This is a genomic window from Enterobacter sp. UNJFSC 003 (assembly GCF_036903355.1).
Classification (GTDB): domain Bacteria; phylum Pseudomonadota; class Gammaproteobacteria; order Enterobacterales; family Enterobacteriaceae; genus Enterobacter.
Genome location: NZ_JBAKHK010000007.1, coordinates 119,869 through 144,175 on the forward strand (window position 1 = coordinate 119,869; position 24,307 = coordinate 144,175).

A 24,307-nucleotide genomic window follows, 5' to 3' on the forward strand; every position below is an offset into this window, starting at 1 on the left:
CTTGTTCTTAATGTAAGGTTGGCTTGCGGACTTCCGGCGCGGTTGGCTGAGATCGCGTAAAGTTGTCGTGGCACAGCAGAGACGCCACGCGTACGTACTCAATGATCTCTTCGAGAGACATTTCCAGCTCTTCCTGGTCTTCGTCCTCGTCGTAGCCAAGCTGCGCAATGTTACGCAGATCGTCGATTGCTTCGCCCGCTTCGCCGGTCACTTTGTCGAGCTTCGGCTGCGTTACGCCCAGGCCAAGCAGGTAGTGGTTGACCCAACCTGCAAGCGCATCGGCGCGATCGAACACGCTGACGTCATCGCCTTCAGGCAGATAAAGCTGAAAAAGGAAGCCATCGTCTTCCAGCGAATCGCTGGTGACAGAGTGCATTTTACGCAGCGCTTCCGCTAGCTCGTGACCAAATGCCAGCCCTTCGTTCGTCAGGTCGTGAAGCAGCGGCTGCCAAGAGCTGTCGTTGTTTCCACCGCACAGCATGCCACTGATCAGACCGTGCATTTCGGCAGGGGTTAACCCCACTCCCTGCTGGTTCAGTAACTGGTTTAAATCCTTGTAACCAGGCATTTCGTTCTGTTTAGACATGCGCATTCGTCATCGTTGGAGGAATATTCATGATATGCTACCACTTTGGACCCTGGTGACACCAGAAAAGGGCTTGTATCTTCACATCAGGGTAGCTATAGTGTCGCCCCTTCGCAGCCCCCGGGGCAGTAAGCGAAGGCAGCGCAGTCAATCAGCAGGAAGGTGGCATGTCTGCACAACCCGTCGATCTCCAGATTTTTGGCCGTTCACTGCGAGTGAATTGTCCGCCTGAACAAAGGGATGCTTTGAATCAGGCTGCGGACGATTTGAATCAGCGGTTGCAAGATCTAAAAGAACGCACTAGAGTCACAAATACTGAGCAGCTGGTCTTCATCGCCGCGTTGAACATCAGCTATGAACTGACTCAGGAAAAAGCAAAAACCCGCGACTATGCGGCAAGCATGGAGCAGCGCATTAAAATGCTCCAGCAGACCATTGAACAGGCGTTGCTTGATCAAGGTCGCAATCCCGAAAGACCGGGACCAAAGTTTGAATAACACTTCTCAGTTGACTATGGTAGAGTAACTGGGAAGACAAAATTTCTCTGAGATGTTCGCAAGCGGGCCAGTCCCCTGAGCCGATATTTCATACCACAAGAATGTGGCGCTCCATGGTTGGTGAGCATGCTCGGTCCGTCCGAGAAGCCTTAAAACTATGACGACACATTCACCTTGAACCAAGGGTTCAAGGGTTACAGCCTGCGGCGGCATCTCGGAGATTCCCTCTCTCTTCTTCTACCAACTACCATGACTCTATTTCCTGAAGTTCCTGCATCGCGCCAGGACATCCGTCAGTTAATCCGTAAACGACGCCGTGCGTTAACCGCCGAACAACAAGCCCATTTTGCTCAACACGCTGCTGCACGAATGATGGTATACCCGCCTGTCGTCATGGCGCATACGGTCGCCCTGTTTCTGTCGTTTGATGGCGAACTGGATACCCAACCGCTCATCGAACAGCTCTGGCGTGCCGGGAAGAAGGTGTACCTGCCGGTGCTGCATCCGTTTAGCGCGGGAAACTTGCTCTTTCTCCACTATCACCCGCACAGCGAGCTGGTGGTGAATCGTCTGAAAATCACTGAACCCAAACTCGACGTCCGCGACGTGCTGCCGCTGTCTGAGCTGGATGTCTTGATCGTGCCGCTGGTTGCCTTTGATGAGCAGGGTCAACGTCTGGGGATGGGCGGCGGTTTTTACGACAGGACGCTGCAAAACTGGCGGCAGTATGGGCTACAGCCGGTGGGTTACGCGCACGACTGTCAAGGTGTGGAGGCGTTGCCGGTGGAAAAATGGGATGTGCCGTTGCCGGCAGTGGTGACGCCCAGTAAAACCTGGACCTGGTAGAACAAAGCCGGGCGGCGGCGGCACCTTACCCGGCCGTCAAAATCAGTAAAGCAGACGCGCGCGAATCGTCCCCGGAATCGCCTTCATGCTCAGCAAGGCTTTCTCGGCAACATCATCATCCGCTTCAATATCAATTACCACGTAACCCATCTGAGAGTTCGTTTGCAGATACTGGGCAGCAATGTTGACGCCCTGCTCGGCAAAGATCTGGTTGATGGCGGTCAGCACACCCGGGCGGTTTTCGTGGATGTGCAGCAGACGACGACCACCGTGCAGCGGCAAAGAGACTTCCGGGAAGTTCACCGCAGAAAGCGTAGAGCCGTTGTCGGAGTATTTGCTCAGTTTACCCGCCACCTCAAGGCCGATATTCTCTTGCGCTTCCTGAGTCGACCCACCAATGTGCGGCGTCAGGATCACGTTGTCGAATTCGCACAGCGGAGAGGTAAACGGATCGCTGTTGGTTGCGGGTTCCGTTGGGAACACATCGATAGCCGCGCCCGCCAGATGTTTACGCTTCAGCGCATCGGCCAGTGCCGGAATATCAACAACCGTGCCTCGCGCGGCGTTGATCAGCAGCGAACCCGGCTTCATCAGAGCCAGCTCTTCCGCACCCATCATGTTTTTGGTAGATGCATTTTCCGGCACGTGGAGGCTGACCACATCGCTCATGTTAAGCAGGTCTGACAGATGCTGGACCTGCGTTGCATTGCCCAGCGGCAGTTTGCTTTCAATGTCGTAGAAGAAAACATGCATGCCGAGAGATTCCGCCAGAATACCCAGCTGCGTGCCGATATGGCCGTAACCGATAATCCCCAGCTTTTTACCACGTGCTTCGAATGAGCCAGATGCCAGCTTGTTCCACACGCCGCGGTGCGCTTTGGCGTTGGCTTCAGGAATACCGCGCAGCAGCAGCAGCAGCTCGCCAATCACGAGCTCGGCCACGGAACGGGTGTTCGAGAACGGGGCGTTGAAGACGGGGATACCGCGTTTAGCCGCAGCATTCAGATCGACCTGGTTGGTGCCAATGCAGAAGCAGCCGATAGCAACCAGCTTTTCCGCCGCTGCAATAACATCTTCAGTCAGGTGAGTACGGGATCGCAGGCCAATGAAATGGGCATCACGGATGGACGCTTTCAGCTCTTCAGTATCCAGCGCGCCTTTGTGAAATTCGATGTTGGTGTACCCTGCCGCGCGGAGGTTATCGATTGCTTTTTGATGCACCCCCTCAACCAGCAGGAATTTAATCTTGTCTTTCTCCAGTGATACCTTTGCCATTTACCCGACCCTGTTTTTGTCTGAACTGATGTTGTGCTGGATTTGAATCCGCTGTAGCCAACATATCAAAAAAAACTATTGCAGCAATATGAACGTTTGCGTCGGCACTCTGAAGAAAAGTCATACGGGGCAAAATGGCAGAGCAAAATGCTGCGGATAATTATTAACGTGGCAGGATCGGCAAAAGTGGTGCAAAAACGTGACACAAGTCACCGAATTTAGCTTTTCAAAATTTTTTTAGCGGGGGGCGTGCTCCCCCCGTCAGATCATTTTACGATGGTTTTCACACCGTCAGCCGTACCGATAAGCGCCACATCCGCGCCACGGTTGGCGAAGAGGCCTACGGTGACGACGCCAGGAATACCGTTTATGGCATTTTCCAGCGCAATGGCATCGAGAATTTCGAGGCCGTGAACGTCGAGGATCACGTTACCGTTATCGGTGAGGACGCCCTGGCGATATTCCGGACGACCGCCCAGCTTGACGAGCTGTCGCGCCACAGCGCTTCGCGCCATTGGGATCACTTCTACCGGCAGGGGGAAGTTACCGAGGATATCGACCTGCTTGGACGCATCCGCGATGCAGATGAATTTGTCCGCTACGGAGGCAATGATCTTTTCGCGGGTCAGCGCCGCGCCACCACCTTTGATCATCTGCATATGGCCGTTGATTTCATCCGCGCCATCCACGTAAATCCCCAGACGATCCACTTCGTTGAGATCGAAAACGGTAATGCCGAGGCTTTTCAGCTTTTCCGTGGAAGCATCAGAGCTGGAAACCGCGCCCTCGATCTGCCCCTTCATCGTGCCCAGGGCATCGATAAAGTGTGCCGCCGTTGATCCCGTACCCACACCGACAATGGTACCCGGTTGTACGTACCGGAGTGCGGCCCATCCTACTGCTTTTTTCAGTTCATCCTGCGTCATGATCGTTTTGCCTGTGGTGTGAAAACTTAGGCCGCATTATAGAACACGCCGGATGGATTTCGTCTGCCACGAAGGGAAAATTGTGTCATAGTGCAGAATAAGCAAAATTAAGGAGTACGCCAGAGCAATGAAACGTCCGGACTACAGAACACTACAGGCACTTGATGCGGTTATTCGTGAACGAGGTTTTGAGCGCGCGGCGCAAAAGCTGTGTATTACTCAGTCCGCCGTATCACAGCGTATCAAACAGCTTGAAAACATGTTCGGGCAACCGCTGCTGGTGCGTACTGTACCTCCTCGTCCCACTGAACAAGGGCAAAAGCTGCTCGCCCTGCTGCGCCAGGTTGAACTACTGGAAGATGAATGGCTGGGTGACGAACAGACAGGCTCTACCCCGCTGCTGCTCTCTCTGGCGGTGAATGCCGACAGCCTCGCAACCTGGCTATTGCCTGCGCTGGCACCGGTCCTCGCCGACTCCCCTATCCGCCTTAATTTGCAGGTAGAGGATGAAACCCGCACCCAGGAACGTTTGCGTCGTGGGGAAGTGGTTGGCGCGGTCAGTATCCAGCCTCAGGCGCTGCCAAGCTGTCTGGTCGATCAGCTGGGCGCGCTGGATTATCTGTTTGTCGGTTCCAAAGCCTTTGCCGATCGTTATTTCCCTAATGGCGTCACCCGCGCAGCCCTGCTTAAAGCACCGGCCGTGGCGTTCGACCATCTTGACGATATGCATCAGGCCTTCCTGCAGCAAAACTTTGACCTGCCGCCGGGCAGCGTACCATGCCATATCGTGAACTCGTCTGAAGCCTTCGTTCAGCTTGCACGTCAGGGCACCACCTGCTGCATGATCCCGCATCTGCAGATTGAAAGAGAGTTGAAAAGCGGTGAGCTGATTGATTTAACGCCGGGGCTGTATCAGCGTCGGATGCTTTACTGGCATCGTTTTGCACCTGAGAGCCGCATGATGCGCAACGTCACCGATGCGCTGCTGGCGTTTGGGCATAAGGTATTGAGGCAGGACTAAAAACGACGCCGGGTGACCCCGGCGTACGCATTACTGAGCGGGTTTCTGCTGCGCGGCAGCAGGTTCCAGCTCAAACACCACATCGACCTGATCGTCGAACTGAATCGTTGGCTGCTCATAGGTTTCCTGAGCAGAAACCGGCGCGGCATCCGCCTTCATCATTCGCACCATCGGGCTTGGCTGGTAGTTAGAGACGTGGTAACGCACGCTATACACCGGGCCAAGCTTGCTGTTGAAGCCAGAAGCCAGCTGCTGCGCCTGATGAATTGCATCATCAATCGCGGCTTTACGTGCTTCATCTTTGTATTTCTCAGGTTGCGCAACGCCCAGTGAGACAGAACGAATTTCGTTCAGACCCGCCTTCAGCGCGCCATCCAGCAATGCATTCAGCTTATCCAGCTGGCGCACGGTGACTTCAACGGTGCGCACGGCACGGTAACCTTTCAGAATACTTTTGCCGTTTTGATAATCATAATCCGGCTGAGTACGCAGGTTAGCGGAGTTGATATCCTTTTTACCTACGCCATTCTGCTCAAGGAAAGAGAGATATTGCGCAACACGATCGTCAGCCTGTTTTTTGGCGGTAGCGGCATCTTTCGCCGAGACGTTCACCTCAATTGCCAGGGTTGCAACATCCGGAACCGCGTCCACGCTTGCGGTGCCTGAAGTGACGATGTGCGGGCCATTAGGCAATTCACTCGCCTGAACCGACATCGCGCCTAAACTCACTAATGCCGCCAGGGCCATCACGTTAAACTTCACTGTTATTCCTCCATGTTGCGAAGAGTGCCCCATCAACAGGGCGCATGCCAGCAAGCTTAGCGCGTCTTGTTCAGTTGTCCATAAGACAACGCTTAGTTGAACAATCCCTGAACATGGTGGATCCCCTCTTTTGCCAGTTGGAAGGCGATAAACCACATCACCAGCCCCACAAGTGTATTAATGATGCGCTGCGCTTTGGCGGTCCGTAACCGCGGTGCCAGCCAGGCGGCCAGAATGGCAAGGCCGAAGAACCACAGGAAAGAGGCGCTGACCGTTCCGAGCGCAAACCAGCGCTTCGGTTCAACGTCCAGCTGTCCGCCCAGACTCCCCAGCACTACAAAAGTATCGAGATAAACATGCGGGTTGAGCCAGGTCACGGCCAGCATGGTGACAATAATCTTCCAGCGTCCCTGCTTCATGACTTCGGCGCTCGCAAGCTCAAGATTGCTGCTTATGGCCGTTTTCAATGCGCCAAACCCATACCACAGCAGAAACGCCACGCCGCCCCAGGTGACCAATGCCAGCAGCCACGGGGACTGCATCAGCAATGCGCTACCGCCAAAAATGCCCGCGCAGATCAGCAGTAAATCACTCACCGCGCACAACAGCGCAATCATCAGATGATACTGGCGGCGAATCCCTTGGTTCATCACAAATGCATTTTGTGGACCGAGGGGAAGTATCATGGCCGCACCTAGCACAAGCCCTTGAAAGTAATAGGATAACATGACGTACATCTCACACAGTTGTCTTGGGGGCAGACTATACTGCGAGAGTAACATTAGATGAAATGGATAATATTAATTGGGTATTAGCAGCGCTAATAATAGAAAAGCCCGGTGGCGCTCGCGCTTACCGGGCCTATGGCAGAAGGTTACTCGACTTCTTTCATTTTTTTTACGTTCACGTCCATCTGCGGATACGGGAAGCTAATACCATTGGCATCAAATTCGCGTTTGATGCGTTCCAGCACGTCCCAATAGACATTCTGCAGATCGCTGCTTTTGCTCCAGATACGTACCACGAAGTTAATGGATGACGCGCCCAGTTCGTTCAGACGCACGGTCATTTCACGATCCTTAAGGATGCGTTCATCTGATTCAATGATATCGGTGATCAACTTCTTCACCAGGTCAGTATCAGAATCGTAGCCAACGCCGACGATCAGTTCATTTCGACGAACCGGCTCACGAGAGAAGTTCGTGATGTTGCCGTCGATAACTTTCTTATTTGGCACGATAACAATTTTGCCATCAGCTGAACGCAGCGTGGTTGAGAAAATCTGTACGTTCAACACCGTTCCTGCGGTACCGCCAAGATCAACATATTCTCCCGCACGGAAGGGACGGAAGGTGACCAACAGCACGCCAGCCGCAAGGTTGGCAAGCGAGCCCTGCAGCGCCAGACCCACGGCTAAACCTGCGGCACCCAGTACGGCAATCACAGAGGCGGTCTGAACCCCAACCCGGCCTAAGGCCGCAATGAGGGTGAAGGCAATAATTGCGTAGCGCACCAGTGCGGAGAGAAAGTCAGCAACGGTGGCGTCAATATGACGGGACAGCAGAACGCGATTGATACCTCTGGAAACGGTGCGGGCAACGATCATCCCGACAACAATGATGGCAATCGCCGCAGCAATATTCACAGCATAGCTAATCAGTAGGGCCTGGTTGCGCACCAGCCAGGTACCCGCGTTGTTAATGCCATCTACTACACCAAGATCGTCCATTCATTTATCCTTATGCTAAACCAAAACATGAAAATCCATCCCCCATGGAGACAGGCAGGTCAGTAAAGGGTAAACAAAAAGAGCAGAGTTTGCCAAGCAGATCACAAAATCAGTGAAAGCAGGCTCTTGAAAAACCATAAAAAAAGGCCCGCATTTGCGGACCTTTCTGATGCTATGAACAGCTCAAATTACAGAACGTCAACCGCGTTCAGCTCTTTGAATGCCTGCTCCAGACGGGTGATCATTGAAGTCTGTGCAGCACGCAGCCATACGCGTGGATCGTAGTATTTCTTGTTCGGCTGGTCTTCGCCTTTCGGGTTGCCCAGCTGACCCTGCAGGTAAGCTTCGTTGGTTTTGTAGTATTGCAGGATGCCGTCCCAGGTTGCCCATTGGGTGTCGGTATCGATGTTCATTTTCACTACGCCGTAGCTTACGGAATCTTTGATTTCCTGAGCAGAAGAACCGGAACCGCCATGGAAGACGAAGTTCAGGCTGTTGTGCGGCAGGTTGTGTTTCTTGGAAACGTATTCCTGAGAATCACGCAGGATGGTTGGGGTCAGAACCACATTACCTGGTTTGTAAACGCCGTGTACGTTGCCGAAAGACGCGGCAATGGTGAAGCGCGGGCTGATTTTGCTCAGCTCGGTGTAAGCGTAATCAACGTCTTCTGGCTGGGTGTACAGTGCAGAAGCGTCCATGTGGCTGTTGTCCACGCCATCTTCTTCACCACCGGTGCAACCCAGTTCGATTTCCAGGGTCATGTCCATTTTGGACATGCGCGCCAGGTACTTGGAGCAAATTTCGATGTTTTCGTGCAGAGACTCTTCAGACAGGTCAATCATGTGAGAAGAGAACAGTGGCTTACCAGTAGCCGCGAAGTGTTTCTCACCTGCGTCCAGCAGACCGTCGATCCATGGCAGCAGTTTCTTCGCGCAGTGGTCAGTGTGCAGGATAACCGGAACACCGTAGTGCTCGGCCATCTGGTGTACGTGGTGCGCACCAGAGATAGCCCCCAGGATTGCAGCGCCCTGAGGAACGTCAGTTTTCACGCCTTTACCTGCGATGAACGCAGCGCCGCCGTTAGAGAACTGAACGATAACCGGTGCTTTTACTTTTGCAGCGGTTTCCAGTACGGCGTTGATGGAGTCGGTACCCACGCAGTTAACTGCTGGCAGAGCAAAGTTGTTTTCTTTAGCTACCTGGAACACTTTCTGTACGTCATCACCAGTGATAACGCCAGGTTTTACGAAATCAAAAATTTTAGACATGTTGCTTAGTCCTGTATCTTCGGCCGTTAGAAAAGGTGCGAGCTCTTATAAGCGCGCTGAAAATTGGGCAGGTTTCCCTGCCCTTGAATGGCTTACTTCTTAGCGCGCTCTTCGAGCATTGCTACTGCTGGCAGAACTTTGCCTTCCACGAATTCGAGGAATGCGCCACCACCAGTGGAGATGTAGGAGATCTTGTCAGCGATACCGAACAGGTCGATTGCTGCCAGGGTGTCACCGCCGCCTGCGATAGAGAACGCTTCGCTGTCGGCGATAGCGTTAGCAACGATTTCAGTACCTTTGCGGAAGTTCGGGAATTCGAACACGCCAACAGGGCCGTTCCACAGGATAGTTTTGGCGTTTTTCAGGATTTCAGCCAGTTTCTGTGCAGAAACATCGCCCAGGTCCAGAATCTGCTCTTCATCTTTGATGTCGTTTACAGATTTCAGGGTCGCGGTCGCAGTTTCAGAGAACTCGGTCGCAACGCGAACGTCAGTTGGAACTGGGATATCGCAGGTTGTCAGCAGGCGTTTTGCTTCGTCAACCAGGTCTGCTTCGTACAGAGATTTACCGACATTGTGGCCTTGAGCAGCAACGAAGGTGTTCGCGATACCACCGCCAACGATCAGCTGGTCAGCGATTTTGGACAGGGAATCCAGAACGGTCAGTTTGGTAGAAACTTTAGAACCACCAACGATAGCCACCATTGGACGAGCCGGTTCTTTCAGTGCTTTACCCAGCGCTTCCAGTTCGTCCGCCAGCAGAGGACCGGCACAGGCGACGTCCGCGAATTTACCGATACCGTGGGTTGACGCCTGCGCGCGGTGAGCCGTACCGAATGCATCCATCACGAATACGTCGCACAGTGCAGCGTATTTCTTAGACAGCGCTTCGTCGTCTTTCTTCTCGCCTTTGTTGAAGCGAACGTTTTCCAGAACCACCAGTTCACCAGCAGCCACTTCAACGCCGTCCAGGTAGTCTTTCACCAGGCGAACCGGGTTAGACAGTTTGTCTTTCAGGTAATTAACAACTGGCAGCAGAGAGAACTCTTCGTTGTACTCGCCTTCGGTTGGACGACCCAGGTGGGAGGTTACCATCACTTTAGCGCCCTGCTTCAGAGCCAGTTCGATGGTTGGCAGAGATGCACGGATACGCGCGTCGCTGGTCACTTTGCCATCTTTAACCGGTACGTTCAGATCGGCACGGATGAAAACGCGTTTACCTGCCAGATCCAGATCGGTCATCTTAATTACAGACATGGTGAATCCTCTCGTTGATTCTTAAAGTTTTGCAGACGCACTATGCGTCTTACCTGAAACCTTGCGCGGCCATTGCTAACGTGGTGTCGAGCATTCGGTTAGCAAAGCCCCATTCGTTATCACACCAGACCAGCGTCTTGATAAGGTGTGCGCCACTTACGCGCGTTTGCGTACCATCAACGATGGCGCTGTGCGGGTCGTGGTTAAAATCTACTGAGACCAACGGTAATTCCGTATAGTCAACTATACCATGAAATGCACCCTGTGCCGCTTTTTGCAGCAACAGGTTGACTTCACAGGCTTTTACCGGTTTCTTCACCGTTACGCTGAGGTCAATTGCGGTCACGTTGATCGTCGGAACACGCACGGCAATGGCTTCAAAACGGTCGTTAAACTGCGGGAAAATACGGGTGATCCCTGCGGCCAATTTGGTATCGACCGGAATGATCGACTGACTCGCTGCGCGAGTGCGTCGCAAATCCGGATGATAGGCGTCGATAACCTGTTGATCGTGCATGGCGGAATGAATTGTGGTCACGGTGCCGGACTCAATGCCATACGCATCATCTAACAGTTTGATGACCGGAATAATGCAGTTGGTGGTACAGGAGGCGTTGGAGACAATGCGGTGTTCGGCTTGCAGCTCTTGCTGGTTAACACCATAAACGACGGTGGCGTCGAGGTCGTTGCTACCGGGATGAGAAAACAGAACCTTTTTGGCGCCAGCAGCCAAATGCGCTTCGCCATGCTCGCGGTTACCGTACACGCCGGTACAGTCAAGCACCACGTCCACGCCCAGTTCACGCCAGGGTAGCCCGGTAATACTGTTCTCATGTAGCACGCGGATGGTATCGTCACCGACAAACAGCTGATCCCTTTCCTGGCGAACGTCCCAGGCAAAGCGTCCGTGGCTGGTGTCATATTTCAACAAATGCGCCATGCCCGCAGCATCCGCCAGTTCATTGATTGCCACCACGGTTATTTCCGCACGACGCCCGGATTCATATAAAGCACGAACCACGTTGCGCCCGATGCGGCCGAAGCCATTAATCGCTACGCGTACGGTCATAGATCTCCTGCAAAGCTATCCCTGAGTTGAGGTGGCTGAAAGAGTAATCCAGCTACGACCGAAGGGGAATGCCTGCCTATCACAAACTGCGATTGATTGGTCAAATGTCGAACATATCATCGACTGAAACGCTTCAGCTAGAGTAAGCGAAAAGAGGAATAAAAGGAATGTCAGTCCAGCGCTATAAGCCAGCTATATGACTTGCGTCACATTTTCGATGGAATAATTTACAGCGAGGTAAATGCAAAACGGTAACCGAAAGGTTACCGTTTTGAGTATTTCATCCTCTCCAGGTAGGAGAGGATTGGGGTGCAGGCACCAGCCCGCACCTAACGAACAGCTACAGCAGTGCTTTCGCTTTCGCGACAACGTTCTCAACGGTGAAGCCGAACTCTTCGAACAGCAGCTCTGCCGGAGCAGATTCACCGAAGGTGGTCATTCCGACGATGGCGCCGTTCAGGCCAACATATTTGAACCAGTAATCTGCGATACCCGCTTCTACAGCTACACGTGCAGAGACAGCTTTAGGCAGCACGGACTCACGGTATGCAGCATCCTGCTTGTCGAACGCATCGGTAGACGGCATGGAAACCACGCGCGCTTTAACGCCTTCGGCAGACAGCTTATCCCATGCCGCAACAGCCAGTTCAACTTCAGAACCGGTGGCGATGAAGATCAGCTCAGGCTGGCCATCGCAATCTTTCAGCACGTAACCACCGCGCGCGATGTTCGCCAGCTGTTCTTCGGTACGATCCTGCTGGGCCAGGTTCTGACGGGAGAGGATCAGTGCGGTCGGGCCGTCTTGACACTCAACGCCGTACTTCCACGCCACCGCGGATTCAACCTGGTCACATGGGCGCCATGTGCTCATGTTTGGGGTCACACGCAGAGAAGCAACCTGCTCAACCGGCTGGTGAGTCGGGCCATCTTCACCCAGACCGATTGAGTCGTGGGTGTAGACCATCACCTGACGCTGTTTCATCAGCGCAGCCATACGTACAGCGTTACGCGCGTACTCTACAAACATCAGGAAGGTAGAGGTATACGGCAGGAAACCACCGTGCAGGGAGATACCGTTCGCAATCGCGGTCATACCGAATTCACGTACACCGTAATGGATGTAGTTACCGGCAGCGTCTTCGTTGATCGCTTTCGAACCCGACCAGATAGTCAGGTTAGATGGAGCCAGGTCAGCGGAGCCGCCCAGGAATTCTGGAAGCAAAGGACCAAAGGCTTCGATCGCATTCTGGGACGCTTTACGGCTAGCGATTTTAGATGGATTCGCCTGCAGCTTAGAGATGAATTCGTTCGCTTTCGCGTCGAAGTCAGACGGCATGTCGCCTTTCATACGGCGAGTAAACTCAGCCGCTTCCTGTGGGAACGCTTTCGCATAGGCAGCGAACTTCTCGTTCCAGGCCGCTTCTTTAACCTGACCGGCTTCTTTAGCATCCCACTGTGCATAAATGTCAGACGGGATTTCGAATGCAGGGTGGTTCCAGCCAAGCGCTTCGCGGGTCAGTGCGATTTCCGCATCGCCCAGTGGTGCGCCGTGAGAATCGTGGGTACCTGCTTTGTTCGGAGAACCGAAGCCGATGATGGTTTTGCACATCAGCAGGGACGGCTTATCCGTTACCGCGCGCGCTTCTTCAACGGCACGTTTAATCGAGTCAGCATCGTGACCATCAACGCCACGCACAACGTGCCAGCCGTAGGCTTCGAAACGTGCTGCGGTGTCGTCAGTGAACCAGCCTTCAACGTGACCGTCGATGGAGATACCGTTGTCGTCATAGAACGCAACCAGTTTGCCCAGCTTCAGGGTACCAGCCAGGGAGCACACTTCGTGAGAAATGCCTTCCATCATGCAGCCGTCGCCCATGAATGCATAGGTGAAGTGATCGACGATGTCATGACCCGGACGGTTGAACTGCGCCGCGAGGGTCTTCTCGGCAATCGCCATACCCACTGCGTTAGCAATACCCTGACCCAGCGGGCCGGTGGTGGTTTCTACGCCAGCGGTGTAACCCACTTCCGGGTGACCTGGAGTTTTGGAGTGCAGCTGACGGAAGTTTTTCAGCTCTTCGATTGGCAGATCGTAGCCAGTGAGGTGCAGCAGGCTATAAATCAGCATTGAGCCGTGGCCGTTAGACAGGACGAAACGGTCGCGGTCAGCCCAGGCTGGGTTCTGCGGGTTGTGGTTCAGGAAGTCACGCCACAGGACTTCGGCGATATCAGCCATACCCATAGGGGCGCCCGGGTGGCCGGATTTGGCTTTCTGTACTGCATCCATGCTCAGCGCACGAATAGCATTAGCAAGCTCTTTACGTGAGGACATTTTAACTCCAGATCGGACTGTTAAAGGCCATGCCCTTGACGACAGCGCGTTTTGGGCTACGCCGGAAAAAAGTGCCAACAATGTAACCCAAGCCGCAAGTCATGTACATGGAGCATTCTTTTGCATCTTAAGAAATCTCTGGATCATGCTCGCATGTTGCGCAATCCGCTCGCCCCCCCCTGTAGATATTCCTTATACTTAGCCCAACACCGGCTTCGCTGACGGTGCACTTTTCAGATTTTATTCAGATTAACGAGTACGGAAGCCTTCTCATGAAAATGCGTGCAATAGTGCTGGCCCTGGGAACAACGCTCCTGCTGAGCGGCTGTCAGAATATGGATTCTAATGGCCTGATGTCCTCAGGCGCAGAAGCCTTTCAGGCTTACTCTCTGAGCGACGAGCAGGTGAAAACCCTGAGCGACCAGGCCTGTAAAGATATGGATGCAAAAGCGACTATTGCTCCGGCCAATAGCACCTATACGCAGCGTCTGAATAAGATTGCCTCTGCGCTGGGTGACAACATCAACGGCCAACCGGTGAACTATAAGGTGTACGTGGCAAAAGACGTTAACGCCTTCGCGATGGCAAACGGCTGTATCCGCGTCTACAGCGGGCTGATGGATATGATGACCGACAACGAAGTCGAAGCGGTCATCGGCCACGAAATGGGCCACGTTGCCCTCGGTCACGTGAAGAAAGGCATGCAGGTCGCACTGGGCACCAACGCCGTCCGTGCGGCAGCGGCCTCGGCGGGTGGTGTTGTCGGCAGCCTGTCCCAGTCCCAGATTGGCGATATGGGCGAGAAGCTGGTTAACTCCCAGTTCTCCCAGCGTCAGGAATCAGAGGCCGACGATTATTCTTATGATCTGTTGCGCAAACGCGGCATTAATCCATCCGGCTTAGCCACCAGCTTCGAAAAACTGGCAAAACTGGAAGCAGGCCGTCAAAGCTCCATGTTCGACGATCACCCGGCATCGGTTGAGCGCGCACAGCATATTCGCGATCGAATGGCCGCAGACGGAATTAAATGATTTTATCAGGAGGCATATTTGCCTCCTTTTTATTTCGCATGAATTGTTAACTTAACCGCACGTATCGATAACACCGCCAGAATCCCTGCCAAATCAACACCCTGCCCCTGAAACGTCTCGTCACATAGTTATTGCAATCGGTAAATATTCGGGTAATTATCCCGCACGCAGCACTCCAATTTAATATATCAAGACAGAGACGTTCCCTCCGTGAAAAAAGAATTATCGTTAGTTGCTTTAGGCTTATTCGCCGCATTACCCGCCGTTGCAAGCCAACAATCAGACAGCCAGGGTTTTATTAACGACAGCCATTTGGATCTGTTTTTACGCAACGCGTACATCAGCCGCGATTATCATCAGGGCCAGCAGGATAAAGCCGAATGGGGTCAGGGAATTATTGCGACCTTTTCGTCAGGCTATACCGAAGGGCTGGTGGGCTTTGGCGTGGACGGTATCGCCCAATATGGCGTCCGTCTGGACGGCGGCCGCGGCAAGAGCGGCGCGGGCGGCATCGACTTCTTTAAACAGGAAGACGATGGACGTGCAAAATCCGACCTGGCGAAGTTTGGCGCAACAGCCAAAATGCGTATCTCCAATACCGTGCTGAGCTACGGCAACCAGCGCCCGGAATTACCTATTGTGAATGCCGACAGCTCGCGCCTGCTGTTTGAAAGCTACACCGGCACGATGCTGACGTCGAAAGAGATCGACGGACTGGACGTGAACGCCGGTTACTTCACCGACCAGCAGCGTAAAAGTGACGACCGCCACAACAGCGGCCTGAAGAGCCTCTCCTTCGGCGGTGCGAGCTATCAGTTCAACGACCAGTTCAGTGGCGCGCTGTATGCCTCTCACGTTGAAGAGGTGATGAACAAGCAGTATCTGGGCATGAACTTCAAACAGCCCTTCAACACCGGGCAACAGCTGGTGCTCGACTTTAACGGTTATAACTCCCGTCTGAATCAAGGTTACGCAGACAGCCTGGATACCGGGCGCAGTAACGCCATCTGGAGCCTGGCGGCGAGCTACATCTGGGATATTCATACCTTCAAAGTAGCATACCAGCAGAGCAGCGGCAGCACCGGTTACAACTACGGCGGCTACCGCGACCAGGGCGGCGTGGGTGACGGCGGTAATACCATCTGGCTGGCAAACTCTTACTGGTCTGATTTCAACGGCGAAGACGAGCGTTCATGGCAGGCGTCTTACGGTCTGGACTTCGGCGGCCTTGGCTTGCCGGGGCTGAGCTGGACCACGGCCTACGTGCGCGGCGATAACATTAAAACCGCCGAAACCAGCAACGGCAAAGAGCATGAGTGGTTTAACCAGATCCAGTACCAGGTGCAGGATGGCCCGGCCAAAGACCTGAAGCTGAAGCTGCGCTATTCCGTGCTGCGCGTTTCCAGCAACGCCAGCGACTATAACGTGGGCGGGGATGAGATCCGCGCTTACGTGGAATATCCGTTTAACGTGTTCTGAAGACAATAAAAAACCTCTCCATGGAGAGGTTTTTTTCACATCACGTGAGGCTTATTCGCCTCTTTTCGCCGCCTGGATGTAGAGCATTTCCAGCGCCAGCGTCGCCGCGGCCAGCGCGGTGATTTCAGACTGATCGTAAGCCGGAGCCACTTCGACAACGTCCATACCGACGATGTTGAGATCCTTCAGGCCGCGCACCAGCTTTATGGCGCGGTCGGACGTCAGGCCGCCGATCACCGGCGTACCGGTGCCCGGTGCAAACGCAGGGTCAAGACAGTCGATGTCGAAGGTCAGGTAAACCGGCATATCACCGACGATCTGCTTAACCTGCGCGATGATGTCGTCCACACCGCGATCGTTCACCTGTCCTGCATCCAGTACGGTAAAGCCATTGTCTTTATCGAACTCGGTACGAATACCGATCTGCACGGAGTGGTTAGGATCGATCAAGCCTTCGTTTGGCGCGGTGAAGAACATGGTGCCGTGGTCAAATTCACAGCCGTTCGCGTAGGTGTCGGTATGCGCATCAAAGTGCACCAGCGCCATTTTACCGAAGTGTTTCGCGTGAGCGCGCAGCAGTGGCAGAGTCACGAAGTGGTCACCGCCGAAGGAGAGCATACGCTTACCGGCAGCCAGCAGCTTTTCGGCGTGCGCCTGCAGTTTTTCGCTCATCTCACGCGCGTCGCCGAAGGCGTACACCAGGTCACCGCAGTCCACCACGTTCAGGCGCTCGCGCATGTCGAAGTTCCACGGGAAGCGGTTATGCTCCCAGGCCAGGTTAGTCGATACCTGACGGATTGCCGCAGGGCCGTGGCGACCACCGGCACGGCCAGACGTGGCCATATCGAACGGCACGCCCGTGATGACCCAGTCAGCGTCGCTGTCGTAAGGCTGGAAGTTCATCGGAAGGCGTAAAAAACCAAACGCGTTAGATACCAGAGAGTTATCGTACTGATGACCTAAAGTGCTCATGTCCTGACCTCTTTTAAAGTCGATACATTAAAAACAGATGAAAAAAAATCCCCTCCGCGTCGTTAAACCCGACGAGGAAGGGATTGATTCGTAAATCGCTAATTGGGGCGAATTATCGCCGGTAATGCATGCGGGTTCAAGAGAGTATAGGGCATTGTACGGTCTGATGCCCTCATCCCAACCCTCTCCCGGCGGGAGAGGGAGGTTTCCTACTCGTCTTCCAGATAAGTGTACCCGTACAGACCCGCTTCAAACTCTTCCAGGAACTGCTGCTGCAATGCATCGTCCAGACCGGTGTTTTTCACCTGATCGCGGAACTGGGTGAGTAGTTTTTTCGGATCCAGCTGAACGTATTCCAGCATGTCCGCCACGGTGTCCCCCTCGTCGGACAGCTCAACTTCCACGCTGCCGTCAGGGAAGACAAACACGTCAACCGCCTCGGTATCGCCGAACAGGTTGTGCATGTTGCCGAGGATCTCCTGGTACGCACCGACCATAAAGAAGCCCAGCATTGGCGGATTCTCCGGGTCGTACTCCGGCATTGGCATGGTGGTCGCGATACCGTCACCGTCTACATAGTGATCGATAGCGCCGTCTGAGTCACAGGTGATGTCCAGCAGCACTGCACGGCGTTCCGGCGCGTGGTTCAGCCCTTCCAGCGGCAGAACCGGGAACAGCTGATCGATACCCCAGGCATCCGGCATAGACTGGAACAGCGAGAAGTTGACGTAAATTTTATCCGCCATACGTTCCTGCAGCTCGTCGATGATCGGACGGTGCGCGCGGTTGCTTGGGTCGAGTTGTTTCTGCACTTCATGGCACATGTTCAGATACAGCTGCTCCGCCCACGCGCGCTCCTGCAGGCTAAAGGTGCCTGAAGAATAACCCACGTGAATGTCGTGCAGGTCCATCTGGCTGTCGTGCAGCCATTCGCGCAGGGAACGACGCGTACCCGGCTCATGCATTTCCTGCCAGGTTTCCCACATGCTTTGCAGGGAACGCGGGGCATCATCTGCCGGAGGCGTCGCTTCGGTAGTTTCGCTGCGCTCAACGCCGATAATGTTAGAGACCAGCACCGTATGGTGCGCGGTCACCGCGCGACCGGATTCGGTGATCACCGTCGGGTGCGGCAGGCCGTTCTCTTCACAGGCGTCGCCGATCGCCCAGATGATGTTGTTGGCGTATTCGTTCAGGCCGTAGTTCACGGAGCAGTCAGACTGCGAGCGGGTCCCTTCGTAGTCCACGCCCAGGCCGCCACCCACGTCGAAACACTGAATATTCACGCCAAGCTTGTGCAGCTCAACGTAAAACCGTGCGGATTCACGTACGCCGGTCGCGATATCGCGAATGTTGGCCATCTGCGAACCGAGGTGGAAGTGCAGCAGCTGAATGCTGTCCAGACGACCGCGCTCGCGGAGGATCTCCACCAGCTGCAGCACCTGGTTCGCCGCCAGGCCGAACTTGGATTTTTCGCCGCCAGAGGATTGCCATTTACCGGACCCCTGTGATGCCAGACGCGCACGCACGCCAAGGCGTGGGATCACGTTCAGACGCTCGGCTTCTTCCAGCACGATTGCAATTTCGGTCATCTTCTCGATAACCAGATAGACCTTGTGGCCCATCTTCTCGCCAATCAGCGCCAGACGAATGTATTCACGGTCTTTATAGCCATTACAGACGATCACCGACCGGGTCATGCCCGCGTGTGCCAGAACGGCCATCAGCTCCGCTTTTGAACCCGCTTCGAGCCCCAGCGGTTCGCCGGAATGGATCAGGGATTCAATCACGCGGCGGTGCTGGTTGACCTTGATCGGATAAACCAGGAAGTAGTCGCCTTTATAGCCGTAGGATTCACGCGCACGCTTGAACGCGGCGTTTATAGAACGCAGGCGATGTTGCAGGATCTGCGGGAAGCAGAACAGTGCAGGCAAACGCTGGCCCTGCGCTTCACGGGCTTTCACCAGTTTGGCGAGATCCACGCGCGCGTCAGGGACGTCGGGATCCGGGCAGACGCTAATGTGGCCCAGTTCGTTGACGTCGTAGTAATTATTGCCCCACCAGGCAATATTGTAGGTGCGCAGCATCTTGCTGGCTTCCTCGGAGCTCATCGCAACCTCCTGCATAGAACGTAGTACACCCTGTTCGCCCGCTGACGAAGGCGAAAAAGAAGACATGTCGTCAGACATAGCGAACCTCAACTCTTTGTATTAAGTGTAAAACAGTTGACTACTATCGCAGCGTTACACGGCGATAACAACCCATAAACGGCTACGTTTCCCAGCAGAGTATGCTGAAATCCAGGCCGTGCGACCGGTTTCTTATTCATATCATTGTAAAACACGTATCCGAACTCTGTATGACAAGGTTCGGCGAAACCACGAGATAACTCTTGTATTAACAAGAGCGCCCTTGTTCAGTTTTCACAAAGCGTAACCGGCCCTGGAATTCTGAGAAGCGCCGAGATGGGTATAACATCGGCAGGTTTGCAGACTAGAAATGCGGGTTGCGGGAATCAGATGCACGCCAGAACGGCTGCGCTGAATTAACGGAAAACGATGGTTCATTATCTCGTATCACCTCCACGGCCGCCTCTGCTGAAACGGACCACAAGCCAAAGCTAAAAGTTCACTGCTTAACCCGGCTGGAAGTGGCGACACGATGAGTTCATCGAGCGCTTTTTTTGTATGAGCCGCGCGCCGCGTTTTATACCGAGAAGGCGGCTAAAAAGCAAAACAAAAATGCGCGGGTTGCCAGTACCGTCAGGAAATATTTCCATCGTTGATTTCAACAGGGTGAGAGGTAAGTCAAAAAAAACTGGAAATGGGGTGAAGAAGTGACCTAAAATAGACGTCCAGATGTTAATCCATCCATACCGATTAACACTCAGACTGCCAGTGTCAAAAACCTGCAGGCCTTGGTAGAATTATCTCCATTGGCTATTCCACACAGCAGCTTGAGCTAACCAAATTCCTTTTAGGTGAAATAAAACATGGCAAAACACCTGTTTACGTCCGAGTCCGTATCAGAAGGACATCCTGATAAAATTGCTGACCAAATTTCCGATGCGGTGCTGGATGCGATCCTGACCCAGGATCCTAAAGCGCGCGTAGCGTGTGAAACCTATGTCAAAACCGGCATGGTTCTGGTCGGCGGTGAGATCACCACCAGCGCATGGGTTGATATCGAAGAGATCACCCGTAACACGGTGCGTGAGATCGGGTATGTGCATTCTGATATGGGTTTTGATGCCAACTCTTGCGCAGTACTGAGCGCCATTGGCAAACAGTCTCCAGACATCAACCAGGGCGTTGACCGCGCCGATCCGCTGGAACAGGGTGCGGGCGATCAGGGCCTGATGTTTGGCTATGCAACCAACGAAACCGACGTGCTGATGCCAGCGCCGGTTACCTACGCACACCGTCTGGTGCAGCGTCAGGCTGAAGTGCGTAAAAACGGCTCTCTGCCGTGGCTGCGTCCGGATGCAAAAAGCCAGGTCACCTTCCAGTATGACGACGGCAAAATCGTGGGTATTGATGCCGTAGTTCTGTCAACCCAGCATTCCGAAGATATCGATCAGAAATCCCTGCAGGAAGCAGTGATGGAAGAGATCATCAAGCCGGTGCTGCCGACAGAGTGGCTCAGCGCTGCAACCAAATACTTCATCAACCCAACCGGACGCTTCGTTATCGGCGGCCCAATGGGCGATTGCGGCCTGACCGGCCGTAAAATCATCGTTGATACCTACGGCGGCATGGCTCGTCACGGTGGCGGCGCATTCTCCGGTAAAGATCCGTCTAAAGTGGACCGTTCTGCTGCCTACGCTGCACGTTATGTTGCGAAAAATATCGTTGCTGCAGGCCTGGCTGACCGCTGTGAGATTCAGGTGTCCTACGCCATTGGCGTGGCAGAACCGACCTCCATCATGGTTGAAACGTTCGGTACTGAGAAAGTGCCTTCAGAGCAGCTGACCCTGCTGGTGCGTGAGTTCTTCGACCTGCGTCCATACGGCCTGATTCAGATGCTGGATCTGCTGCACCCAATCTACAAAGAAACCGCTGCATACGGTCACTTTGGTCGCGAACATTTCCCATGGGAAAAAACCGACAAAGCCGCTCTGCTGCGTGAAGCTGCCGGTTTGAAATAACCGACTGACAGTAGCGTTAAACAGGCCAGCCTTTGTGCTGGCCTTTTTTATGCCGGATGATGGTAATATTTGGAACCGCTTACACCCCACTCTATAAACCTCGCTTTCAGAATAATCTCTTTGCATGATCGTATTTCTTCTGCTGTTACATTTCATTTCAGTTAAGTCTGAAATTGAGATAAACGCGATGCGCATCAACTCATTTCCCTCTATATTTTCAAAGCTTTAATTACATTTACAGTTGCACATCAGTGTAACCGATTACACCAATGTGATTTGTCTCACATATTTTTACGGGTTCCTCACTTACCCTTAACATTGATAAAATTGATAACCCAACTGGAGGGCATAATGCCTGACAATAAAAAACAGGGGCGTACGTCCAATAAGGCGATGACATTCTTCGTCTGCTTCCTCGCTGCCCTGGCAGGATTACTCTTTGGCCTGGATATCGGCGTGATTGCCGGTGCATTACCCTTCATCACCGATGAGTTTCAGATCAGCGCTCACACCCAGGAATGGGTGGTCAGTTCGATGATGTTCGGCGCAGCCGTCGGTGCCGTGGGCAGCGGTTGGCTCTCGTTCAAACTGGGTCGTAAAAAGAGCCTGATGATCGGTGCGATCCTGTTCGTAGCCGGGTCATTGTTCTCTGCTGCAGCCCCGAACGTTGAAGTGCTGCTGGTGTCTCGCGTGCTGCTCGGCCTGGCCGTGGGCGTGGCGTCATATACCGCTCCACTCTACCTCTCCGAAATTGCACCGGAGAAAATCCGCGGCAGCATGATCTCCATGTATCAGTTGATGATCACCATCGGTATTTTAGGTGCTTACCTTTCTGATACCGCGTTTAGCTACAGCGGCGCATGGCGCTGGATGCTCGGTGTCATTATCATCCCCGCCATCCTGCTGCTGATTGGCGTCTTCTTCCTGCCGGACAGCCCGCGCTGGTTTGCCGCCAAGCGCCGTTTCCACGACGCCGAACGCGTGCTGCTGCGCCTGCGCGACACCAGCGCAGAAGCAAAAAACGAGCTGGAAGAGATCCGCGAAAGCCTGAAGGTCAAACAGTCCGGCTGGGCCCTGTTCAAAGAGAACAGCAACTTCCGCCGCGCGGTGTTTCTGGGCGTGCTTCTGCAGGTCATGCAGCAGTTCACCGGAATGAACGTCATCATGTATTACGCGCCTAAAATCTTCGAACTGGCGGGTTATACCAATACCACCGAACAGATGTGGGGCACGGTTATCGTGGGTCTGACCAACGTACTGGCCACCTTTATCGCCATCGGTCTGGTTGACCGCTGGGGACGTAAGCCAACGCTGACGCTGGGCTTCCTGGTGATGGCTGTAGGGATGGGCGTACTCGGCACCATGATGCATGTGGGCATTCACTCTCCGTCTGCACAGTACTTTGCCGTCGCCATGCTGCTGATGTTTATCGTTGGATTCGCGATGAGTGCCGGCCCGCTGATTTGGGTTCTCTGCTCTGAAATTCAGCCGCTGAAAGGGCGTGATTTTGGTATCACCTGCTCTACCGCGACCAACTGGATTGCCAACATGATTGTCGGCGCAACCTTCCTGACCATGCTTAATAACCTGGGTAATGCCAATACCTTCTGGGTTTACTCCGGTCTTAACCTGTTCTTTATCGTTCTGACTATCTGGCTGGTTCCAGAAACCAAACACGTGTCGCTGGAACATATCGAACGTAACCTGATGAAAGGCCGTCCATTGCGCGAAATTGGCGCACACGACTGATCGTACTGCCGGGGAGGCGCCTCTTGCGCCTCCCCGCTTCCCGCTTTATGCTCTGCCCCTATGAAAGCTCCCCGTCTTCCCATCGCCCTTCAGCAAGCCGTTATGCGCAGCCTGCGGGAAAAACTCGCCCAGGCAAACCTGAAGCTTGGCCGCAACTACCCCGAACCTAAGCTTGTCTATCAACAGCGCGGCACCGCTGCCGGTACGGCCTGGCTGGAATCCTATGAGATCCGCCTCAATCCGGTTCTGATGATGGAAAACCAACAGGCATTTATTAACGAAGTGGTTCCGCATGAGCTTGCGCATCTGCTGGTGTGGAAGCACTTTGGCCGCGTGGCGCCGCACGGGAAAGAGTGGAAGTGGATGATGGAAGCCGTACTCGGCGTTCCAGCCCGCAGAACCCATCAGTTTGAGCTGGAATCGGTTCGCCGTAATACCTTCCCCTATCGCTGCCGGTGCCAGCAGCACCAGCTCACCGTTCGTCGTCATAATCGCATCGTACGCGGCGAAGCGACCTACCGCTGCGTTAAATGCGGCGAACCGCTGGTTGCGGAATAATCATTAGAACTTTCAGGAACTTTCCTGATCTGACTGATTGCATACAGGAACAACATTCGTTACGTTGCGGGCTCGTTTTGACACGGAGTGTAAGATGTCCCGTAATTTTTCTCTCGCGGTTGCCTTTCTCGCGACGGCACTCTCCGGCCACGCGCTGGCCGAAGGTATCAACAGTTTTTCTCAGGCTAAAACGGCAGGTGTTAAGGTTAACGCCGACGTGCCGGGCGATTTCTACTGCGGATGTAAGATTAACTGGCAGGGAAAAAAAGGCATTGTAGACCTTGAATCCTGTGGCTATAAGGTGCGTAAAAACGAGAACCGCGCCAGCCGAATCGAATGGGAACATGTGGTTCCAGCATGGCAGTTTGGCCATCAGCGTCAGTGCTGGCAGGATGGCGGGCGTAAAAACTGTGCCAAAGATCCGGTTTATCGCCAGATAGAAAGCGACATGCACAACCTGCAGCCGGCAGTGGGTGAAGTGAATGGCGATCGCGGTAACTTCATGTATAGCCAGTGGAACGGTGGCGAAGGCCAGTATGGTCAGTGCGGCATGAAGGTGGATTTCAAAGATAAAGTCGCCGAGCCACCTGCCCGCGCGCGCGGCAGCATTGCCCGCACCTACTTCTATATGCGCGACCGTTACGACCTCAATCTATCCCGGCAGCAGACGCAGTTGTTCAATGCCTGGGACAAGCAGTACCCGGTAACGGAGTGGGAATGTCAGCGCGACGAGCGTATTGCCAAAGTACAGGGGAATCATAACCCTTACGTCCAGCGGGCTTGCCAGGCGCAAAAGAGCTAACCTAC

The 24,307-nt window shown here is 53.9% G+C and carries 22 protein-coding genes, 1 other RNA gene and 1 pseudogene; 10 read left to right on the plus strand and 14 right to left on the minus strand.

Annotated features, from left to right (window positions below; translation table 11 throughout):
- Positions 1–7: 7 nt before the first annotated feature.
- Complete coding sequence (locus V5P19_RS16725) at positions 8–586, minus strand: YecA family protein (protein ID WP_334405251.1); 579 nt, start codon at positions 584–586, stop codon at positions 8–10.
- Positions 587–753: 167 nt separating this feature from the next.
- Here V5P19_RS16725 and zapA point away from each other — a divergent pair, with 167 nt between their 5' ends.
- The 3 genes from zapA (at position 754) to V5P19_RS16740 (ending at position 1,929) form a co-directional block, all read left to right on the plus strand.
- Complete coding sequence (gene zapA / locus V5P19_RS16730; protein WP_006811891.1) at positions 754–1,083, plus strand: cell division protein ZapA; 330 nt, start codon at positions 754–756, stop codon at positions 1,081–1,083.
- Between the two features lie 41 nt (positions 1,084–1,124).
- Positions 1,125–1,308: non-coding RNA, 6S RNA (gene ssrS / locus V5P19_RS16735), on the plus strand.
- A gap of 24 nt (positions 1,309–1,332) precedes the next feature.
- Positions 1,333–1,929, plus strand: a complete 597-nt coding sequence (locus V5P19_RS16740; RefSeq protein ID WP_334405254.1) for a 5-formyltetrahydrofolate cyclo-ligase — start codon at positions 1,333–1,335, stop codon at positions 1,927–1,929.
- Between the two features lie 42 nt (positions 1,930–1,971).
- Here V5P19_RS16740 and serA read toward each other — a convergent pair whose 3' ends face one another.
- Both serA and rpiA read right to left on the minus strand, forming a co-directional pair.
- Positions 1,972–3,204, minus strand: a complete 1,233-nt coding sequence (serA, locus tag V5P19_RS16745) for a phosphoglycerate dehydrogenase (RefSeq protein ID WP_334405256.1) — start codon at positions 3,202–3,204, stop codon at positions 1,972–1,974.
- 266 nt (positions 3,205–3,470) lie between these two features.
- Positions 3,471–4,130, minus strand: coding sequence for a ribose-5-phosphate isomerase RpiA (gene rpiA, locus V5P19_RS16750; RefSeq protein ID WP_334405258.1), 660 nt, complete (start codon positions 4,128–4,130; stop codon positions 3,471–3,473).
- 127 nt (positions 4,131–4,257) lie between these two features.
- On the opposite strand from rpiA, the gene argP reads away from it, so the two are divergent.
- Entirely contained in the window at positions 4,258–5,151 is an 894-nt protein-coding gene (gene argP, locus V5P19_RS16755; RefSeq protein WP_119936162.1) for a DNA-binding transcriptional regulator ArgP, read from the plus strand.
- A 30-nt stretch (positions 5,152–5,181) separates the two neighbouring features.
- On the opposite strand, the gene V5P19_RS16760 is transcribed toward argP, so the two are convergent.
- The 7 genes from V5P19_RS16760 to tkt form a co-directional block, all read right to left on the minus strand.
- A complete protein-coding gene (locus tag V5P19_RS16760; RefSeq protein WP_334405262.1) occupies positions 5,182–5,913 on the minus strand; it encodes an oxidative stress defense protein in 732 nt (243 codons plus the stop codon).
- A gap of 92 nt (positions 5,914–6,005) precedes the next feature.
- Entirely contained in the window at positions 6,006–6,641 is a 636-nt protein-coding gene (gene argO / locus V5P19_RS16765; protein WP_334405264.1) for an arginine exporter ArgO, read from the minus strand.
- 146 nt (positions 6,642–6,787) lie between these two features.
- Positions 6,788–7,642: a small-conductance mechanosensitive channel MscS gene (gene mscS, locus V5P19_RS16770; protein ID WP_334405266.1), complete on the minus strand. Its 855-nt coding sequence runs from the start codon at positions 7,640–7,642 to the stop codon at positions 6,788–6,790.
- Positions 7,643–7,830: 188 nt separating this feature from the next.
- On the minus strand, positions 7,831–8,910 hold the full coding sequence (gene fbaA, locus V5P19_RS16775; protein WP_134348806.1) for a class II fructose-bisphosphate aldolase: 1,080 nt from the start codon (positions 8,908–8,910) through the stop codon (positions 7,831–7,833).
- 92 nt (positions 8,911–9,002) lie between these two features.
- Complete coding sequence (gene pgk / locus V5P19_RS16780) at positions 9,003–10,166, minus strand: phosphoglycerate kinase (protein ID WP_134348805.1); 1,164 nt, start codon at positions 10,164–10,166, stop codon at positions 9,003–9,005.
- 49 nt (positions 10,167–10,215) lie between these two features.
- A complete protein-coding gene (gene epd, locus V5P19_RS16785; RefSeq protein ID WP_334405270.1) occupies positions 10,216–11,235 on the minus strand; it encodes an erythrose-4-phosphate dehydrogenase in 1,020 nt (339 codons plus the stop codon).
- Between the two features lie 340 nt (positions 11,236–11,575).
- Positions 11,576–13,567 carry a transketolase gene (gene tkt, locus V5P19_RS16790; protein WP_334405272.1) on the minus strand — a complete coding sequence of 664 codons (1,992 nt, stop codon included), beginning with the start codon at positions 13,565–13,567 and terminating at the stop codon, positions 11,576–11,578.
- A gap of 272 nt (positions 13,568–13,839) precedes the next feature.
- Between tkt and V5P19_RS16795 the strand changes: the two genes are divergently transcribed.
- Together V5P19_RS16795 and V5P19_RS16800 are read left to right on the plus strand one after the other, a co-directional pair.
- Positions 13,840–14,598: a M48 family metallopeptidase gene (locus V5P19_RS16795; RefSeq protein WP_334405275.1), complete on the plus strand. Its 759-nt coding sequence runs from the start codon at positions 13,840–13,842 to the stop codon at positions 14,596–14,598.
- Between the two features lie 210 nt (positions 14,599–14,808).
- Positions 14,809–16,077, plus strand: a complete 1,269-nt coding sequence (locus V5P19_RS16800) for an OprD family outer membrane porin (RefSeq protein ID WP_334405277.1) — start codon at positions 14,809–14,811, stop codon at positions 16,075–16,077.
- A gap of 51 nt (positions 16,078–16,128) precedes the next feature.
- Here the strand turns inward: V5P19_RS16800 and speB are convergent, their stop codons facing one another.
- The 4 genes and pseudogenes from speB to V5P19_RS16820 all read right to left on the minus strand — a co-directional run.
- A complete protein-coding gene (gene speB / locus V5P19_RS16805; protein ID WP_334405278.1) occupies positions 16,129–17,049 on the minus strand; it encodes an agmatinase in 921 nt (306 codons plus the stop codon).
- 209 nt (positions 17,050–17,258) lie between these two features.
- Positions 17,259–19,235, minus strand: a complete 1,977-nt coding sequence (speA, locus tag V5P19_RS16810) for a biosynthetic arginine decarboxylase (protein WP_334405279.1) — start codon at positions 19,233–19,235, stop codon at positions 17,259–17,261.
- A gap of 8 nt (positions 19,236–19,243) precedes the next feature.
- Positions 19,244–19,375: an acid stress response protein YqgB gene (gene yqgB / locus V5P19_RS16815; protein WP_334405281.1), complete on the minus strand. Its 132-nt coding sequence runs from the start codon at positions 19,373–19,375 to the stop codon at positions 19,244–19,246.
- 94 nt (positions 19,376–19,469) lie between these two features.
- Positions 19,470–19,559: pseudogene (locus V5P19_RS16820) on the minus strand (hypothetical protein); the annotation flags it as partial.
- A gap of 479 nt (positions 19,560–20,038) precedes the next feature.
- Between V5P19_RS16820 and metK the strand changes: the two are divergent.
- The 4 genes from metK to endA all read left to right on the plus strand — a co-directional run bounded on the left by metK (position 20,039) and on the right by endA (position 24,302).
- Positions 20,039–21,193: a methionine adenosyltransferase gene (gene metK / locus V5P19_RS16825; protein WP_334405283.1), complete on the plus strand. Its 1,155-nt coding sequence runs from the start codon at positions 20,039–20,041 to the stop codon at positions 21,191–21,193.
- 351 nt (positions 21,194–21,544) lie between these two features.
- Positions 21,545–22,942 (plus strand): galactose/proton symporter, encoded by a 1,398-nt coding sequence (gene galP / locus V5P19_RS16830; RefSeq protein ID WP_334405284.1) that lies wholly within the window; start codon positions 21,545–21,547, stop codon positions 22,940–22,942.
- Between the two features lie 60 nt (positions 22,943–23,002).
- Positions 23,003–23,500, plus strand: coding sequence for a SprT family zinc-dependent metalloprotease (locus V5P19_RS16835; protein ID WP_334405286.1), 498 nt, complete (start codon positions 23,003–23,005; stop codon positions 23,498–23,500).
- Positions 23,501–23,594: 94 nt separating this feature from the next.
- Positions 23,595–24,302, plus strand: a complete 708-nt coding sequence (endA, locus tag V5P19_RS16840; protein WP_334405288.1) for a deoxyribonuclease I — start codon at positions 23,595–23,597, stop codon at positions 24,300–24,302.
- Positions 24,303–24,307 lie beyond the last annotated feature (5 nt).

Bases quoted from the DNA above. Each gene is read 5' to 3' on its own strand.
- V5P19_RS16740 (WP_334405254.1), top strand. From the start codon at position 1,333: ATGACTCTATTTCCTGAAGTTCCTGCATCGCGCCAGGACATCCGTCAG.
- yqgB (WP_334405281.1), bottom strand. From the start codon at position 19,375: ATGAATAAGAAACCGGTCGCACGGCCTGGATTTCAGCATACTCTGCTG.
- endA (WP_334405288.1), top strand. From the start codon at position 23,595: ATGTCCCGTAATTTTTCTCTCGCGGTTGCCTTTCTCGCGACGGCACTC.
- rpiA (WP_334405258.1), bottom strand. From the start codon at position 4,130: ATGACGCAGGATGAACTGAAAAAAGCAGTAGGATGGGCCGCACTCCGG.
- tkt (WP_334405272.1), bottom strand. From the start codon at position 13,567: ATGTCCTCACGTAAAGAGCTTGCTAATGCTATTCGTGCGCTGAGCATG.
- mscS (WP_334405266.1), bottom strand. From the start codon at position 7,642: ATGGACGATCTTGGTGTAGTAGATGGCATTAACAACGCGGGTACCTGG.
- galP (WP_334405284.1), top strand. From the start codon at position 21,545: ATGCCTGACAATAAAAAACAGGGGCGTACGTCCAATAAGGCGATGACA.
- epd (WP_334405270.1), bottom strand. From the start codon at position 11,235: ATGACCGTACGCGTAGCGATTAATGGCTTCGGCCGCATCGGGCGCAAC.
- V5P19_RS16835 (WP_334405286.1), top strand. From the start codon at position 23,003: ATGAAAGCTCCCCGTCTTCCCATCGCCCTTCAGCAAGCCGTTATGCGC.
- zapA (WP_006811891.1), top strand. From the start codon at position 754: ATGTCTGCACAACCCGTCGATCTCCAGATTTTTGGCCGTTCACTGCGA.
- speB (WP_334405278.1), bottom strand. From the start codon at position 17,049: ATGAGCACTTTAGGTCATCAGTACGATAACTCTCTGGTATCTAACGCG.
- speA (WP_334405279.1), bottom strand. From the start codon at position 19,235: ATGTCTGACGACATGTCTTCTTTTTCGCCTTCGTCAGCGGGCGAACAG.
- pgk (WP_134348805.1), bottom strand. From the start codon at position 10,166: ATGTCTGTAATTAAGATGACCGATCTGGATCTGGCAGGTAAACGCGTT.
- argO (WP_334405264.1), bottom strand. From the start codon at position 6,641: ATGTTATCCTATTACTTTCAAGGGCTTGTGCTAGGTGCGGCCATGATA.
- serA (WP_334405256.1), bottom strand. From the start codon at position 3,204: ATGGCAAAGGTATCACTGGAGAAAGACAAGATTAAATTCCTGCTGGTT.
- metK (WP_334405283.1), top strand. From the start codon at position 20,039: ATGGCAAAACACCTGTTTACGTCCGAGTCCGTATCAGAAGGACATCCT.
- fbaA (WP_134348806.1), bottom strand. From the start codon at position 8,910: ATGTCTAAAATTTTTGATTTCGTAAAACCTGGCGTTATCACTGGTGAT.
- V5P19_RS16795 (WP_334405275.1), top strand. From the start codon at position 13,840: ATGAAAATGCGTGCAATAGTGCTGGCCCTGGGAACAACGCTCCTGCTG.
- argP (WP_119936162.1), top strand. From the start codon at position 4,258: ATGAAACGTCCGGACTACAGAACACTACAGGCACTTGATGCGGTTATT.
- V5P19_RS16725 (WP_334405251.1), bottom strand. From the start codon at position 586: ATGTCTAAACAGAACGAAATGCCTGGTTACAAGGATTTAAACCAGTTA.